The sequence below is a fragment of the Halalkalibacter alkaliphilus genome, assembly GCF_023555415.1.
GTDB classification, from domain to species: domain Bacteria; phylum Bacillota; class Bacilli; order Bacillales; family Bacillaceae_D; genus Halalkalibacter; species Halalkalibacter alkaliphilus.
In genome coordinates this window covers 113,364-129,216 of sequence record NZ_JAKRYL010000011.1, presented here as the reverse complement: position 1 = coordinate 129,216, position 15,853 = coordinate 113,364, and the positions used below count along the sequence as shown (strand labels likewise).

The 15,853-nt window shown below is 39.5% G+C and carries 11 protein-coding genes, 1 pseudogene and 1 other annotated feature; of the genes and pseudogenes, 9 read left to right on the top strand and 3 right to left on the bottom strand.

Annotation, left to right across the window (positions count from 1 at the left end; translation table 11 throughout):
• The first annotated feature begins 117 nt into the window (after positions 1-117).
• The 3 genes from MF646_RS12130 (at position 118) to MF646_RS12120 (ending at position 4,777) form a co-directional block, all read left to right on the top strand.
• A complete protein-coding gene (locus MF646_RS12130; protein WP_250096762.1) occupies positions 118-1,323 on the top strand; it encodes an MDR family MFS transporter in 1,206 nt (401 codons plus the stop codon).
• A 57-nt stretch (positions 1,324-1,380) separates the two neighbouring features.
• Positions 1,381-1,605: a binding site (T-box leader), on the top strand.
• A 124-nt stretch (positions 1,606-1,729) separates the two neighbouring features.
• On the top strand, positions 1,730-4,153 hold the full coding sequence (leuS, locus tag MF646_RS12125; protein WP_250096761.1) for a leucine--tRNA ligase: 2,424 nt from the start codon (positions 1,730-1,732) through the stop codon (positions 4,151-4,153).
• Positions 4,154-4,312: 159 nt separating this feature from the next.
• Entirely contained in the window at positions 4,313-4,777 is a 465-nt protein-coding gene (locus tag MF646_RS12120) for a hypothetical protein (protein WP_250096760.1), read from the top strand.
• Positions 4,778-5,221: 444 nt separating this feature from the next.
• Here the strand turns inward: MF646_RS12120 and MF646_RS12115 are convergent, their stop codons facing one another.
• Positions 5,222-5,401 (bottom strand): H-type small acid-soluble spore protein, encoded by a 180-nt coding sequence (locus tag MF646_RS12115; protein WP_250096759.1) that lies wholly within the window; start codon positions 5,399-5,401, stop codon positions 5,222-5,224.
• A 302-nt stretch (positions 5,402-5,703) separates the two neighbouring features.
• The gene (locus MF646_RS12110) at positions 5,704-6,975 is read right to left on the bottom strand and encodes a BaiN/RdsA family NAD(P)/FAD-dependent oxidoreductase (protein WP_250096758.1); all 1,272 of its coding nucleotides are present in this window, start codon (positions 6,973-6,975) and stop codon (positions 5,704-5,706) included.
• Between the two features lie 308 nt (positions 6,976-7,283).
• Between MF646_RS12110 and MF646_RS12105 the strand changes: the two genes are divergently transcribed.
• The 5 genes from MF646_RS12105 to MF646_RS12085 all read left to right on the top strand — a co-directional run bounded on the left by MF646_RS12105 (position 7,284) and on the right by MF646_RS12085 (position 13,731).
• Positions 7,284-8,924: a putative polysaccharide biosynthesis protein gene (locus MF646_RS12105; protein WP_250096757.1), complete on the top strand. Its 1,641-nt coding sequence runs from the start codon at positions 7,284-7,286 to the stop codon at positions 8,922-8,924.
• Positions 8,925-9,890: 966 nt separating this feature from the next.
• Positions 9,891-11,045, top strand: a complete 1,155-nt coding sequence (gene ftsW / locus MF646_RS12100) for a putative lipid II flippase FtsW (RefSeq protein WP_250096756.1) — start codon at positions 9,891-9,893, stop codon at positions 11,043-11,045.
• 39 nt (positions 11,046-11,084) lie between these two features.
• Complete coding sequence (gene rodA / locus MF646_RS12095) at positions 11,085-12,269, top strand: rod shape-determining protein RodA (RefSeq protein ID WP_250096755.1); 1,185 nt, start codon at positions 11,085-11,087, stop codon at positions 12,267-12,269.
• 75 nt (positions 12,270-12,344) lie between these two features.
• The gene (locus MF646_RS12090; RefSeq protein ID WP_250096754.1) at positions 12,345-13,034 is read left to right on the top strand and encodes an NAD(P)-binding domain-containing protein; all 690 of its coding nucleotides are present in this window, start codon (positions 12,345-12,347) and stop codon (positions 13,032-13,034) included.
• Positions 13,021-13,731 carry a pseudouridine synthase gene (locus MF646_RS12085; RefSeq protein WP_250096753.1) on the top strand — a complete coding sequence of 237 codons (711 nt, stop codon included), beginning with the start codon at positions 13,021-13,023 and terminating at the stop codon, positions 13,729-13,731. Before MF646_RS12090 ends, MF646_RS12085 begins: the two co-directional genes overlap by 14 nt.
• 84 nt (positions 13,732-13,815) lie before the next feature.
• On the opposite strand, the gene MF646_RS12080 is transcribed toward MF646_RS12085, so the two are convergent.
• Entirely contained in the window at positions 13,816-14,034 is a 219-nt protein-coding gene (locus tag MF646_RS12080; protein WP_250096752.1) for a DeoR family transcriptional regulator, read from the bottom strand.
• A gap of 279 nt (positions 14,035-14,313) precedes the next feature.
• Here MF646_RS12080 and pepV point away from each other — a divergent pair.
• Positions 14,314-15,731, top strand: a pseudogene (pepV, locus tag MF646_RS12075) (dipeptidase PepV).
• Positions 15,732-15,853 lie beyond the last annotated feature (122 nt).

The window sequence follows — 15,853 nt, the reverse complement described above, 5'->3', positions numbered from 1 at the left end:
CTTACTATTGTAGCTTTAAAATTGTTCTAACAGCAAATGGTAGATAAAAAAGATTGCAATTCCCAAAGAGATCACCTAAGATGGCTAAGGGATAAAGAGGAAGGAGGGGCTATTATTATGCCGAAATCACTTTGGTTATTAATAGTCGCTATGGCTATTAATGTAACTGGTGCCTCTTTTTTATGGCCGTTAAATGCAATTATTATTCATCAAGAGTTAGGTCGGTCATTAACCGCAGCAGGGTTTGTTCTTATGTTGAACGCTGGTGCGGGTGTTTTGGGGAGTTTAATAGGTGGTCGGTTATTTGATAAGATTGGTGCTTATCAAACGATGATATTCGGACTAATTGTCACAACGGTTAGTGCGGTGGTATTAGTATTTTACCATAGTTATTATTTTTATATGTTCTTACTTATTGGTTTAGGTTTTGGTTCTGGTGTTATCTTTCCTGCCATGTATGCTTTAGCAGGAAGCTTGTGGCCAGAAGGAGGTCGAAAACCATTTAATGCGATGTATATTGCTCAAAATGTTGGAGTTGCTCTGGGGACGGCATTAGTAGGTGTTGTAGCAACAGTAGAATTGACAGCTGTTTTTTCTGCCAATGCACTTATGTATACTTTGCTAACGGTTTTTGTTGCTATTTGTTTTAAAAGCATTGGAGCAAAGGCACAACATGCGAGTACGTCCAATGTATTTGAACAAAAGACGTCTTTACGTAGCAACTATAGAATGCAGTCGCTTGCTTTGTTATCAGTTGCTTTTTTTATTTGTTGGGTTGCGTATACGCAGTGGCAAGCAAACGTGTCTGTCCACACGCAATCACTAGGCATAAGTCTACAGCATTACAGCTTTTTATGGACCATAAATGGCTTAATGATTGTCTTTTTTCAACCTATCGTTTCGTGGTTGATTAAAAAATGGGTCCACACGTTAAAGCAACAAATGATTGTTGGTGTCCTAATCTTTATTTTGTCATATACCGTTCTTTTGCAAGCAAGCGTCTTTTCTATGTTTCTTATTGCAATGATTATATTAACAATTGGAGAGATGTTTGTATGGCCAGCTGTTCCTACGATTGCGAGCAAATTAGCTCCGAAAAATAAAGAAGGATTTTATCAAGGGATTATTAATAGTGTTGCAACTGGAGGCAGAATGATTGGACCTCTTTTAGGTGGAGTAATGGTCGACTTCTTTTCGATGTCGATGCTCATCATTGTGCTTTTGATTTTGTTTGTCTTTGCCATTTTGATCTTATTTATTTACGATTTGCCGTTAAAGCGAGTATTGGAGGGCAAACAACAAGAAGCCCAAATTCCAAGTTGAACCAAAACGGTTGCTTGACATGAGTCGTATGAATTCATACAATACAAATAAGTTCATATGTTGACGTAGAAAAGGAGTAGTAATCATAGTTGGGATTTTTAGAGAGCTGACGGGTGGTGCAAGTCAGTCGAACAAGTATGGTGAACTCGCCTTTGAGTTTTGAAAGTGAATGAAGTAGCTTTCGACGGGTCACGACCGTTACTTGTGAAGAGCGAATGAAGGATTGGATATTCATTAATGTGGGTGGTACCGCGGGAAGTATAAATAACTCTCGTCCCTAACAAGAAGTTAGGGGTGGGGGTTTTTTCTATATGTACGGTGAAATTCCATTATGAATTACCTTAACATACATGATAGCTCGAGCCATATCGCCATTTGAACAACATACAATTAGGAGGAGTAAAAGATGTCGTTTTCACATGATCAGATTGAAAAGAAGTGGCAGCAATATTGGGAAAAAAATAAAACGTTTAAAACAACAGAGGAAACAGATAAGCCAAAATTCTATGCTTTAGATATGTTCCCTTATCCTTCTGGTGCAGGACTGCATGTTGGGCATCCTGAAGGATATACAGCGACTGATATTTTATCTCGTATGAAGAGAATGCAAGGGTATAATGTTCTTCATCCTATGGGTTGGGATGCATTTGGTCTTCCTGCAGAACAGTATGCATTAGATACTGGAAATGATCCAGCAATCTTTACGGAACAAAATATTAATACATTTCGCCGACAAATTAAATCATTAGGTTTCTCCTATGATTGGGATCGTGAAATCAACACAACTGATCCAAACTATTACAAATGGACACAATGGATCTTCACGAAGCTGCACGAAAAAGGGTTAGCGTATATTGATGAAGTCGCAGTTAACTGGTGTCCGGCCCTTGGCACAGTCCTTGCGAATGAGGAAGTTATTGATGGGAAAAGTGAGCGAGGTGACCACCCCGTTGAACGCCGACCTATGAAGCAGTGGATGTTAAAAATAACTGCTTATGCGGATCGCTTACTTGAGGACTTAGAAGAACTTGACTGGCCTGAAAGCATTAAGGATATGCAGCGCAACTGGATTGGTCGATCTGAAGGGGCTGAAGTCACGTTTAAAGTGGATGGACATGAAGGAGAAGATGTAAAAGTTTTTACGACACGCCCTGATACGTTATTTGGTGCAACGTATATGGTATTAGCTCCTGAGCATAAGCTTGTTGATGTTATTACAACAGCTGAGCAACAAGAGCAAGTTGACACATATAAAGCAAAAGTAGCTGCTAAAAGTGATTTAGAGCGTACTGAGCTTTCAAAGGAAAAATCAGGAGTATTCACCGGTGCTTTTGCTGTTAACCCTGTAAATGGTGAGCGCATTCCAATTTGGATCGCTGATTATGTGCTTGTAAGTTATGGAACAGGTGCAATCATGGCGGTACCAGCTCATGATGAACGTGACTATGAGTTTGCAAAGACATTTGATTTAACGATTCGTGAAGTTGTTGCTGGAGGAAACGTTGAAGAAGAAGCCTATACAGGTGATGGTGAGCACGTAAACTCTGACTTCTTAAATGGTTTAGACAAAGAAACAGCGATCCGCAATATGATTGAGTGGCTAGAAGCAAATCAGTTTGGTAAAAAGCAAGTAACGTATCGTCTTCGTGATTGGTTATTTAGTCGTCAACGTTATTGGGGTGAGCCAATTCCAGTTATTCACTGGGAGGATGGAACGATGACGACAGTTCCTGAAAATGAACTGCCGCTTGAGTTACCAAAAATGAAAGAAATCAGACCTTCTGGAACGGGAGAATCTCCACTTGCAAATGCGAAGGACTGGCTTGAGGTTGTTGATCCTATAACAGGAAAGAAAGGTCGTCGTGAAACAAATACGATGCCGCAATGGGCTGGTAGCTGCTGGTACTATCTTCGTTACATTGATCCAGACAATAAAGAGGCTTTGGCTGACCCTGAAAAATTAAAGAGATGGCTTCCGGTAGATATCTATATTGGTGGTGCAGAGCACGCCGTTCTTCACTTGCTATATGCGCGTTTTTGGCATAAAGTCCTTTATGATATCGGTGTCGTGCAAACGAAGGAGCCTTTCCAAAAGCTCTATAATCAAGGGATGATTCTTGGGGAGAACAATGAAAAAATGAGTAAGTCAAAAGGCAACGTCGTGAATCCAGATGATGTTGTTGAAAGCCATGGTGCTGATACATTACGCTTATATGAAATGTTCATGGGACCACTTGATGGTTCGATTGCATGGTCAACAAATGGGCTAGATGGAGCTCGTCGTTTCTTAGATCGTGTATGGCGTCTCTTTGTTGATGAAGCAACAGGTGAATTAAATAGTACGATTCAAGATGCAACAGCAACAGAGAATTTTACACGAGTGTATCATCAATCAGTTAAGAAGATTACAGAAGATATGACGGAGTTACGTTTTAACGTAGCGATCTCGCAAATGATGGTATTTATCAATGAGGGATATAAACAAGAAGTACTTCCACGTGAACTAATGGAAGGCTTTGTGAAAATGCTGTCTCCAATTGCACCACATTTAGCGGAAGAGCTTTGGGAGAAGTTAGGACATACTAGCACGATTAGTTATGAACAGTGGCCGACATTCGACGAGTCATTACTTGTTGAGAACGAAGTAGAAGTTGTCGTTCAAATTAATGGGAAAGTCAAAGCAAAGCTTCTAATTCCAGCAGATGCAACTCGAGAGCAAATGGAAGAGATTGCAAAGGATGATGAAAAAGTTCAAGCAGCCATTGGTGAGAAAAGCGTGCGAAAAATTATTGCTGTACCAGGCAAATTAGTTAATATTGTTGTTGGATAATGATCAAAATTTAGCCATAAGAAAAGCCCTAATAGCTGTTGCTATTAGGGCTTTTCTGCCTTTTTCTCAAAGCTTTCACTAAGCATAGAAACAGCGATAATGAGCACGATATTTACTGGGTATCTATGTACCTGATTATGAGGAGCGGAGGTCTATAATATGGGAGAAAAAAAGCAATTGTTACTGCCGGCTGGACAAGGGAGCGTACAAAATATAGATCTAACTGAAACAAAGGCATTTCTTGAACAGGCTAAGCAGGATCTCGAAACGGGAAGCGAACAACTCGTAAGTGCTGAGCTTGAAATTCAGCAGGAAACGCAACCGCCACAACAACCATCACCACAACTTGATCCATTGCAACAAGCACAGCAAAATTTGCAAATGGAAAACCAACAGTTTCAAGATGCTCAACAAAAGCTACAACAAGCCCAGCAGGAAGTACAGCAACAGAAGATCAATTTACAAAATTTGCATCAACAAGTAGAGCAAGGTCAACAGTATCTACAAACACTTCAAGGGCAAGTTGAACAAGAAAAGCAACATGTTCAGCAAGAGAAGCAACAAGTTCAACAAGCCCAACAACAAGTATTTGATGCAATGCAGCAACAGAATAACCTTCAGTAAAAAGTTTGAAGGGGTTATCGTGAACACTAAGAAGAGCAATGGCTTCGCACGTCGCACGCCTTTTCTGAGAAACCCATTCAGAAAAGGCTAAAAGTGAGGCGACGGCTTCGCCTATTGCTTCTAAGAAAAGCCGCATGCGCGGCTTTTCTTTTCAAAGACTCTGAAAGCGAAAGCTAAGAAGAGCAATGGCTTCGCACGTCGCACGCCATTTCTGAGAAAATCACTCAGAAAAGGCTAAAAATGAGGCGACGGCTTCGCGCATTGCTTCTAAGAAAAGCCGCATGCGCGGCTTTTCTTTTCAAAGACTCTGAAAGCGAACGCTAAGAAGAGCAATGGCTTCGCACGTCGCACGCCATTTCTGAGAAAATCACTCAGAAAAGGCTAAAAATGAGGCGACGGCTTCGCGCATTGCTTCTAGAAAAGCCGCATGCGCGGCTTTTCTTATTAAACTTCTTCTAATTCTGAAATATCTACATCAGAACGTTCTTCTAACGGTCCGCGTAAATGAACAGTTGCTGTCTTACCATCTTCATGCAATTGGTCAATCCAAACAGAAGTCCCGTTATAGGTAACATTAATATCAGCGGAAGAAGACAATATTTGTTTGACTCGTTTTACATCCATTTCATTCACTCCTCTTTTAGATTCGTTTTATATTGTGTGGAAAAAGATGAGATTATTCGGCAAGGAAGGAAAATGAAGGGTTATTTAAAAACTGTACAAATTGGAGTGTGAATTGATAGAATATTGGGACTTCTGCAGCAGAAAAACTAACAAATACAGGCCTTTGTTACTTGTATATAATGTGAATAAAAATGTGGATAACCCAATATATACACAAGTGAATATATTGGGTAAATAAAGAATTTGTCGGAATATGAAAGAAATAGTCAGAATAATCATTCGACCTGTGGATAATGTGGATATTATTTGTGAACAACTTGTTCTGCTGCGGATTTCCCAGCTGTATAGCCTGTGGAAAAGGCAACAGTAATATTATAGCCACCTGTATAGCCATGAATATCGAGAACTTCACCGCAAAAGTATAAGCCTTTTTTCTTTTTAGAGTGCATCGTTTTCGGTTCGATTTCTTTAATGGAAATTCCACCTCCGGTAACAAATGCTTTTTCTATCGATAGTGTACCGTTTACTTCCAGTTCAAAATGCTTACAAACTGTTACGAGAGATCGAAAGCATTCATGTTGAATTGTAGATGCTTGTGCTTGCGTATCAAAAGAAAGTTTATCATAAACGAATAACAAAAATCGCTCAGGTGCAAAGCCTTTTAATAAGTTCTTCATTGATTTTTTCGGTTCGGCCTTTACCTTAGCCAATAATTGTTGAAACAAAGCCTCTTCGGATAAAGAAGGAAATAGATCAATTTCCATTTTAATTGTTTTTGTTTCAAACTTCTTTAATGCTTTCACAACATATTGACTACAGCGTAGTGCAGCAGGGCCAGAAATACCAAAGTGGGTAAAGATCATGTCACCATCGTGAGTTTTAATTTTTTTTCCTTTAGGGTTAAACACAGTTAACTCAATATCTCTTAATGACAAACCTTGCAGAGATTTTTTGCGTATAAACTCTTCGCTTGAAGTAATAGGTACTTCTGTTGGATATAAGTCGGTAATGGTATGTCCTGCTTTCTCAGCCCAAGGGTAGCCGTCTCCAGTACTGCCTGTGTGGGGAACTGATTTCCCACCAGTTGCCACTATGACTGTAGGGGTAGAGATATGCTCACCATTTTGTAAAACCACTTCAGAGACGGATTCATCTGAATAGTTAATCGTTTTGACAGTTGTGTTCGTACGAATATCCACTCCTAACTCACGAACCCGGTTTAAAAGTGTTTCAACTACAGTTGTTGCTTTGTCATTAACTGGAAACATCCTTCCGCGATCTTCTTCTTTTAATTGAATGCCTAGTCCTTCAAAAAAGGCAATAATGCTTTCGTTATTAAAGACAGAGAATGGACTGTGCATAAAACGACCATTTCCTGGAATGTGCGCAATAAGATCTTGAATTTCCATGCGATTTGTTACATTGCAGCGCCCACCTCCTGAAATAGCAAGCTTACGGCCGAGTTTATTCCCTTTATCTAAAAGAAGTACACTTGCGCCATGTTCAGAAGCTGCTATGGATGCCATCAAACCCGAAGGACCACCGCCTATAACAATGACATCATATTTTTTCATGTTTCTTCACCTCAATTTCTTTGATTACAGAGTCTGCTCAAAAAGGGGTGGTTTATCCCTTTTTGAACAGACTCTAGGCAATGAGCGGAACCGCTACAAGGTTTTGACCCTCTAGGAGTGGGGTTCACATAGAGGTGTGTAGCGTGTGGAGCTATTGCTGTTTTTTTTACAGACTCATACAGTATCACTATTTATAAAAAAAAGGAATTCAATGTTAACTCGAGCAACTCATAGAAGACTGTGGTAAAATGCAAAAGGAGTAAAATGATCATCTTAAATTTAGGGATTTAGGAAAGTAGGAATCAATGATGTCGGATTCAAAATTAATGCGCGGTACGATGGTATTAACAGCCGCTACGTTTGCTTCTAAAATATTAGGTCTTATTTATATTTTCCCTTTTACTGCTATTGTGGGCCAAACAGGAATAGCCCTATACTCATATGGCTATTTACCATATACCGTTTTATTAAGTCTAGCCACATTAGGTGTACCAATAGCCGTTTCTAAATTCGTCTCAAGATATAATTCATTAGGTGATTACAGAACTGGACACAGATTGTTTAAATCAGGATTACTATTTATGTTCATAACCGGCTTAATAGCTTTTCTCGTTTTATTTTTCACAGCACCTTACATCGTGCCTTGGATTATTGAAAATCCAACAGAGCAAGGAAATACATTTGATGAGATTGTCTTTACCATTAGGATGGTAAGTGTTGCTTTACTTGTTGTTCCAATTATGTCTATTATTCGAGGATACTTTCAAGGGTTCCAATCAATGGGGCCTACGGCTGTATCACAAGTGATTGAACAAATCGTTCGGATCGTCTTTATATTAGCCATTACGTTTTCAATTGTGAACATTATGGAAGGTAGTACGGGCCTAGCAGTTGGGTTCGCAACATTTGGCGCTTTTGTAGGGGCGCTTGGTGGTTTAACTGTCCTGTTAACATACTGGTTTAAAAGAAAAAAATATATCCATGAACAGATTGAAAAAAGCACGATGGATCATCAACTGTCGCTCGGGTCCATGTATAAAGAGTTAATTACCTATGCATTGCCACTTTCGTTTGTAGGATTAGCGATTCCGCTTTATCAACTAATAGACTTATTTACGTTTAATAATACATTGATTGGTACACATTTAACACAGGATGAGTCAGAAGTTGCGTTTGCTGTGTTTTCAAATACGGCCCATAAAATCATTCTCATTCCAATGGCACTAGCAACAGCACTATCGATTACATTAATTCCAACTATTACAAAATCTTTTACAATAAATGATACTGATTTGTTGCAGAAGCAAATCACTCAAACCTATCAAGTGATTTTATTTTTGACGATACCTGCTGCAGTAGGTATGTCAGTGTTAGCATATCCAGCGTTTGGTGCGCTTTATGGACTTGCTGATTATGAAATTGGAGGATATATCTTACAATATTATGCCCCGATTACATTGTTCTTTTCATTGTTTGCTGTAACTGCTGCGATTCTTCAAGGTATAAACAAACAGAAAATAGCGGTCATCGCTTTATGTGTTGGTCTTGCCTTAAAACTGGCAGCAAATAGTTGGTTTCTAACTATGTTCGGACCGCTTGGAGGAGTATTAGCTACGTATGTAGGGTATACAGCCTCGCTTGTCATAACAGTCTGGGCTATTGGGAAATATGCTGAATTCAGTTACAAATTAATCGCCAAACGAGCCATATTAATTATTGTTTTTACGGTTGTTATGGCAGGAGGTGTCATGGTTGTCAATGTCGGAATGCAACAATTGCTTCCAGTTACATCGCAGCTACGAGCATTTCCTAGTTTGATTGTCGGTGTCTTAGTTGGTGCAGCTATTTATTTATTTTTAAGTTATCGTTCCAATTTAGCTGGACAAGTACTTGGAGCAAGGTTCCGATTTTTGAATAGGAAGAAACTGAAAGAAAGGCAAGAGGGGTAATATATGTGGAAATTTCCCTTCTGGGTTAGAAGTCGGAGTTTGATTGGTAAGAAGAACTCAGGCTTTGGTGGAAGTTGCTGAATTTGATAGAGTGGAGAGAGTGTGTAGAGGAAGCTTACAGCCTCCCTTTTTATGAAAGGAAGAAGTAACTTCGTCATCATCTTCTCTTTTTCAGTTTATCGGGTAAGAAGAAGGAGTTTGGTTGGTAGTAAGAACTAAGGCTTCGGCCGGGTGTGAGGGAAAGATGTTAAGTGAGGGTTGGAGCATAACTTCCCTCCATAGCTGAAAGGAAGAAGTAAGTTCGTCTTCTTCCTTTCAGTTATTCCGGGTGAGAGAGGGTGGAGTTTGGTTGGTAAGAAGAACTAAGGCTTTGGTGGAAGTTGCTGAATTTGGTAGAGTGGAGAGAGTGTGTAGAGGAAGCTTACAGCCTCCCTTTTTATGAAAGGAAGAAGTAACTTCGTCATCATCTTCTCTTTTTCAGTTTATCGGGTAAGAAGAAGGAGTTTGGTTGGTAGTAAGAACTAAGGCTTCGGCCGGGTGTGAGGGAAAGATGTTAAGTGAGGGTTGGAGCATAACTTCCCTCCATAGCTGAAAGGAAGAAGTAAGTTCGTCTTCTTCCTTTCAGTTATTCCGGGTGAGAGAGGGTGGAGTTTGGTTGGTAAGAAGAACTAAGGCTTCGGCCGGAGATTGCCGGCTTTGGTCAAGTGTGAGAAATAGGTAGGAAGTATGCTTCTTTCCGGGTGGTATCTGGCCGAAGCCGAGTTCTTCTAACAATTTCGACATTGTTTGGCAATGAAAGCCTCTTTTGCTTGTATGGGTGGTTTGATATAATAAAGAATGTTCTAAAAGTCCGAGTCTGCAGGCATGTTAGCTTCTAGAAAAGCTGGAATGTTAGTTATGTCTTCCTTTCCGCTTTTTGGACTGGCGTTCATGGTGAACGAAATTTTGCTAGAGCAGGGGGGCGCGATGAAGTATTCATTTCGAAAAGATAATGATTGGCTGTTAATCATCACTACGTTCCTTTTGGCTGGGTTCGGCTTGGTGATGGTATTTAGTGCAAGTTATCCTTTAGGGTTAGGACAGACGGTCCCCAATCCGTATTCTTTTATACAACGACAGTTGCTTTGGTTTGTATTAGCTGTATTAGCTTTTTTAGTTGTCATGCATTTTCCTTATCGGTTTTATCGGAAGATGTCTCCAATCATCATACTGATTTCCATTTTTGCATTATTTCTTGTCTTGCTCCCGTGGTTTGGCGTAACGATTGGAGGGGCTCAGCGTTGGATCCAATTAGGCCCATTAAGGATACAACCTTCCGAATTTGTAAAGATCGGTATGATCATTTATTTAGCTCAAGTTTATTCACAGAAACAAGCGTATATTGACCAATTTGTAAAAGGCGTCATGCCGCCATTAGTTGTAGTCGGATTTGTGTTTGGGTTAATTATGATGCAGCCGGATCTTGGAACGGCAACGTCGATTCTTCTTGTTACCTTCTTTCTAGTTTTTTTCTCTGGAGCTAAGTGGCGGCATTTAATAGGGCTAGGGGTAGTTGGAGCTACGCTATTTATAGTATTTGCTATGTCTGCCCCTTATCGAGTGAGGCGTCTTACGTCATATCAAGATCCATTTGCTGATCCAATGGGTGATGGACATCAAGTGATTCAATCATATATAGCGATGGCACACGGCGGTCTTAGTGGGACAGGCTTAGGTCAAAGTGTTCAAAAGCTCTATTATTTACCAGAGGCGCATACAGATTTTATTCTTGCGATCGTCGCTGAAGAATTAGGATTATTAGGTGTATTAATCGTATTAGGATTGCATGCACTTATTTTAATCCGAGGTGTTATGATAGGAGCAAAGTGCAAAAGTCCCTTTGGAAGCTTGTTAGCATTTGGTATCGTTTTTCAAATCGCAGTACAAATTATCTTTAATATAGGGGCGGTTACTGGAATGCTCCCAATTACAGGAATCCCACTGCCATTAATAAGTAATGGAGGATCCTCACTGTTCTTTACACTCGTCTCTTTGGCTATCTTAGCGAATATTTCGCGTAATAACATACGTCAAATTAGACTCAAAGAAAACAAGGAAGAAACACAGCTTTCTGCTTCTTAAATAAAGTCAGAGAGCTGTTTCTTATAGATGGAGGCTACAATGGAAGAAAGGAAAACGGGCTTTCAGCAGATTGATTACACATTGTTATTTCTGTTGTTTGTGCTCATGTGTATTAGCTTGTTAGCTATTTATAGTGGATCTGGTCAATACTTCAGTAATGACCCGACTTACTATGTGAAGCGCCAAGTGATTTGGTTTGTCGTCGGGATCGTCGTTATGGTAGGCGTTATGTTAATCGACTATGATTTGTTTAAAAACTTCTCGATTCCCCTTTATGGGATTGGGATTACTCTTTTGTTACTTGTTGCATATTCTCCTCTTGGTGTATTTCGTAATGGTTCTCAGCGATGGCTTGATTTAGGGCCTGCTGAAATACAGCCATCAGAGTTTATGAAGATATTCTTAATTATTGCGCTCGCTCATATGTTGTATCGGGTGACGGCTAATAGAGTAACAAAAGATCTCAAATCAGATTTAATTATCGTTGGGCAGGTTGTTGCAATTGGGCTTCCTCCATTTTTCTTAATACTAAGACAACCAGATCTAGGAACGGCGCTTGTTATTGCAAGCATTATGGGAACAATGCTTTTAATGTCAGGGGTTGCCTGGAGAATTCTTTTGTTTTTAGGATTGTCGGTAGTAGCAGGAATCACATCACTGGTTTGGTTGCATAATCATAATTTTGAGTTGTTTTCAAAAATTATTGCATCACATCAGCTCGATCGTATTTATGGTTGGTTGGACCCATATGAACATCAAGGTTCATTTGGTTATCAACTTGTCAATGCGATGAGAGGGATAGGATCAGGTCAATTACATGGAAGTGGATTCATGCAGGGAGTTCAGACGCAAAGTGATCGAATCCCTGAGATTCATACAGATTTTATTTTTACCGTAATTGGTGAAGAGTTTGGTTTTATTGGTGCAACGATTTTAATCGTCACGTATTTTCTATTGTTTTATCGAATGATCATCATTGCATTAACATGTAATAATTTATTTGGAACCTATTTGGTTTCAGGCGTTATTGGATTGCTTGTTTTCCAAGTGTTTCAAAATATTGCAATGACGATTGGACTAATGCCTATTACAGGTTTGGCTCTTCCTTTTATCAGTTACGGAGGAAGTGCACTCTTAACCAATATGCTGGCAATGGGGATTATCCTTAATGTGAATATACGAACACGGCATTATATGTTTGAAACAGAAGAGTCAAGTATGTAAGAGTTGATAATCATTTTGATTTCAGCTCTTTCTTTTTTAGAAAGAACGATGTAATGCAAATAGGGGGTAGAGTCGATGAAAGTTATTATTGGATCGGGCCGTCTAGCTAGTATGCTTTTAACTGTTTTGAAGAAAGAAGGAACTACGTATGTGTTCGGTCGGAATGAGCAAACTGTTGATAACTTGGTTGAGCAATTTCCTTTTGTAAAAAAAGCTAGTGAAGCTAATTTAAGAGAGGCAAAAGCGATTTTTCTTTGTTTGCCAAAAAATGGTTACAAAGATTTTTTTGAGAAATATGATCATTTTCTTCAAAAGGAAGTAACGGTCTATCATATGGCTACTGCGGTAACGGAAGATGAGGTAAAGCAACTTTGTGTTGAGAAAAAAGTGGTCCCTCTAAAGTTGGCAGGACATGCGATAGTTGCTAAAAAAGAAAAAAAAGGATTATTGGCATTGCCTGCACACCATCAGAAGGAACAGGGGAGGCTTGTATCTTGGTTTCCTACGATGCAAATTGAAATTGCCGAAGAGGAAGAGGTACTTCTAGCTAATCAATTAGGGACAGAGGCAGCGATAAAAATGAGTGTAGAACTTGGGAACTCGTTAAAGGCGAACGACATCCCTGAGGCAATTATTAAACAAACGTTTGATCAAACCGTCCATGGTGTGGTTGATGCTTATCAATCCAATGATTTGGGAGGTTTTGCTAGAAAAATTGCCGATAGATTGCAGCTGAAAGGAGAACAAGAAAATGAGAATGGATAAATTACTTGCCAATATGGGCTTTGGAACGAGAAAAGATGTGAAAAAGCTAATGAAATCAGGCAGTGTCCATGTAAATGGAGAAGTAGTAAAGGAAGGCAAAATACATGTAAATCCAGATTTGGATTTAGTAACGGTTTTTGGGGAAGAGGTGAAATATAAACCGTATATTTATCTCATGCTTAACAAGCCTCAAGGAGTTATTTCTGCTACTGAGGATCAAGAGCATGAAACGGTCATTGATCTATTGCTATATGAACATGCAATGTATGAACCATTTCCGGTTGGGCGGTTAGATAAAGATACGGAAGGGTTACTCTTAATTACAAATGATGGTCAATTTTCACATGCGCTAATGTCACCTAGAAAGCATGTTCCAAAAACATATACAGCAGCAGTCCGGGGCGAGGTGACGGACGAAGATATCACACTTTTTAAACATGGTGTAACATTAGAAGATGGCTATGTAACGAAACCGGCAGAACTAATCATTTTAGAGCAGGGGGCTACCTCAGTAATTAAACTAACCATTACGGAAGGAAAATATCATCAAGTGAAACGAATGTTTGAGGCTGTAGGGAAAAAAGTTCTTTCACTTAAGCGGTTGAAAATTGGAGAACTTGAGCTTGATCATAATCTAGAACTAGGTACATATAGAGAACTAACAGAATCTGAAATTGAGTTGCTTTTGACAAAATAAAGAAGGTGTCTCTATGGTTTTCTAAAAACCATAGAGACACCTTCTTTTAGCTTACCTATTGCATATGGCTTTACACCATATCTATTACGAAACTTGAGTCTTCTTTTTGGTTGCACTCCACTTACCACGCGTAGGACTTTCAACGAGATTGTTGTATTCAAGTACGTTTAGGTCACGTTGAATCGTCCGTTGGGTTATGCCGAATTCTTCAACTAATTCATTCGTTGTGACGGTCCCCCTTTGTTTGATGTAAAGGTAGATAGACTTAATACGAGTCAGCATACGATCAGTTGAAGTTTTCAAAAAACCACTCCTTATTCATAATCATGACTTGTTCTTAGGTAGAGTCTATGTAATAACATGGTATATCATGCATGTTATTACAGCTGTCAAATGTCTTTAACATTTTACAGGGATGACCGTTCTCCTCTCTCAGTTGCATTTGCATTATAAGAAAGGTAATGTTGTAAGTGGTTCAGATGAAGCATGGTTCATTCCGTTTGTCTACATTTTACAATAATTCTAACAACTATGCAAAACCAGTGTACGAAAATGTTCCGTACTTAATGGAGGGTGATGGAAATAGTGGAAATAAATTGGCTATTTGAAGTGGGAAAAAGAAAAGAAAAAATCATTAAAGAAACTCAAGATTTCCTACGTATTTCAAGTGTTTTAGACGAATCGACATCAACGGAGGATGCGCCATTTGGAGAAGGAATTGCACGAGCTTTAACATATTTGTTACAAAAAGGTGAACAAAATGATTTTCTTGTAAAGAATGTCGATGGTTTTGCGGGAATTATCGAATATGGGAAAGGCAATGAAAGTGTAGGGATCTTGTGCCATCTTGATGTCGTACCAGCGGGAGAAGGATGGACATCTCCACCTTTTGCAGCTGACATTCGCGACGGGCGGATTTACGCACGCGGGGCAATTGATAATAAAGGGCCAACAATGGCAGCGTTCTTTGCTCTCTCAATAGTCAAAGAATTAAACCTTGAACTACATAAACGAGTGCGGATGATTTTAGGTACAGATGAAGAAAGCAATTGGCGATGTGTAGATCATTATTTTAAACATGAAGAAATGCCGACAATAGGGTTTGCGCCAGATGCTGATTTTCCAATCATTCATGCTGAAAAAGGAATTACCGATGTGAGTTTTCTGTGGGGAGTTAAGAAGGATGATGAGGTGGGAATGCTTTTTCTCTCTGCGTTTGAAGCAGGAGAAAGATTTAATATGGTGCCTGAGCTAGCACGTGCGACAATTAAAGGAGAGAGCAGTCTTCTGAAGGAGCTTGAAAAGAACTTTCAAAAGCATTTGCTAGATCTTGGACATACTGGCAAGACCGAGATGAGTGGTGGTGAATTACATTTGAGTTATGATGGTGTATCAGCTCATGGATCAACACCTGAAAATGGCTTGAATGCCGGAACATACCTTGCTCATTTTTTAGCGAAAGATAACTTTCAACAAGCAGCCAATGACTATCTTCAGTTTATTGTTAAGCATTGTGACTTTGATGGGGGGGATTACAAATAGCAGTGAGTGATGAGGTATCGGGCCCATTAACGATGAATGCTGGATTGTTTCGATTCGAAGCAAATGGTGAAAGCAAAGTTGGATTGAATATCCGCTATCCGGTTACAGCTTCAGGTGAAAAGTGTTTAAATAAACTAAAAGAAGTGGCTAAGAGTGAAAATGCAACATTGACGATACATGACCATATGGGTCCTAATTATGTTGAAGAAGATCATCCACTTATTGAAACATTACAACGAGTTTATGAGCGTCAAACAGGAGAGGCTCCTAAGCTATTAGCTATTGGAGGAGGGACTTATGCGAGATCTCTGAAAACAGGGGTTGCGTTTGGACCGATGTTTCCTGGAAGAGAAGATGTGGCTCATAAGAAAGATGAGTATATCGAAATCGATGATCTGTTAAGAATGACAGCAATTTATGCTGAAGCTATTTATGAGCTTGCAAAAACGGAAAGTTAAAAAAGGGGTATCGAAAGCCAGCAACAGAGGTGGCAATGACTTCTTTCGCTACTCCCCTTGAGAGGGGAAATCGACTCCTCCCAAGGCTTTCAAACGAAGTAGCGACACGCTCATTGCTACGG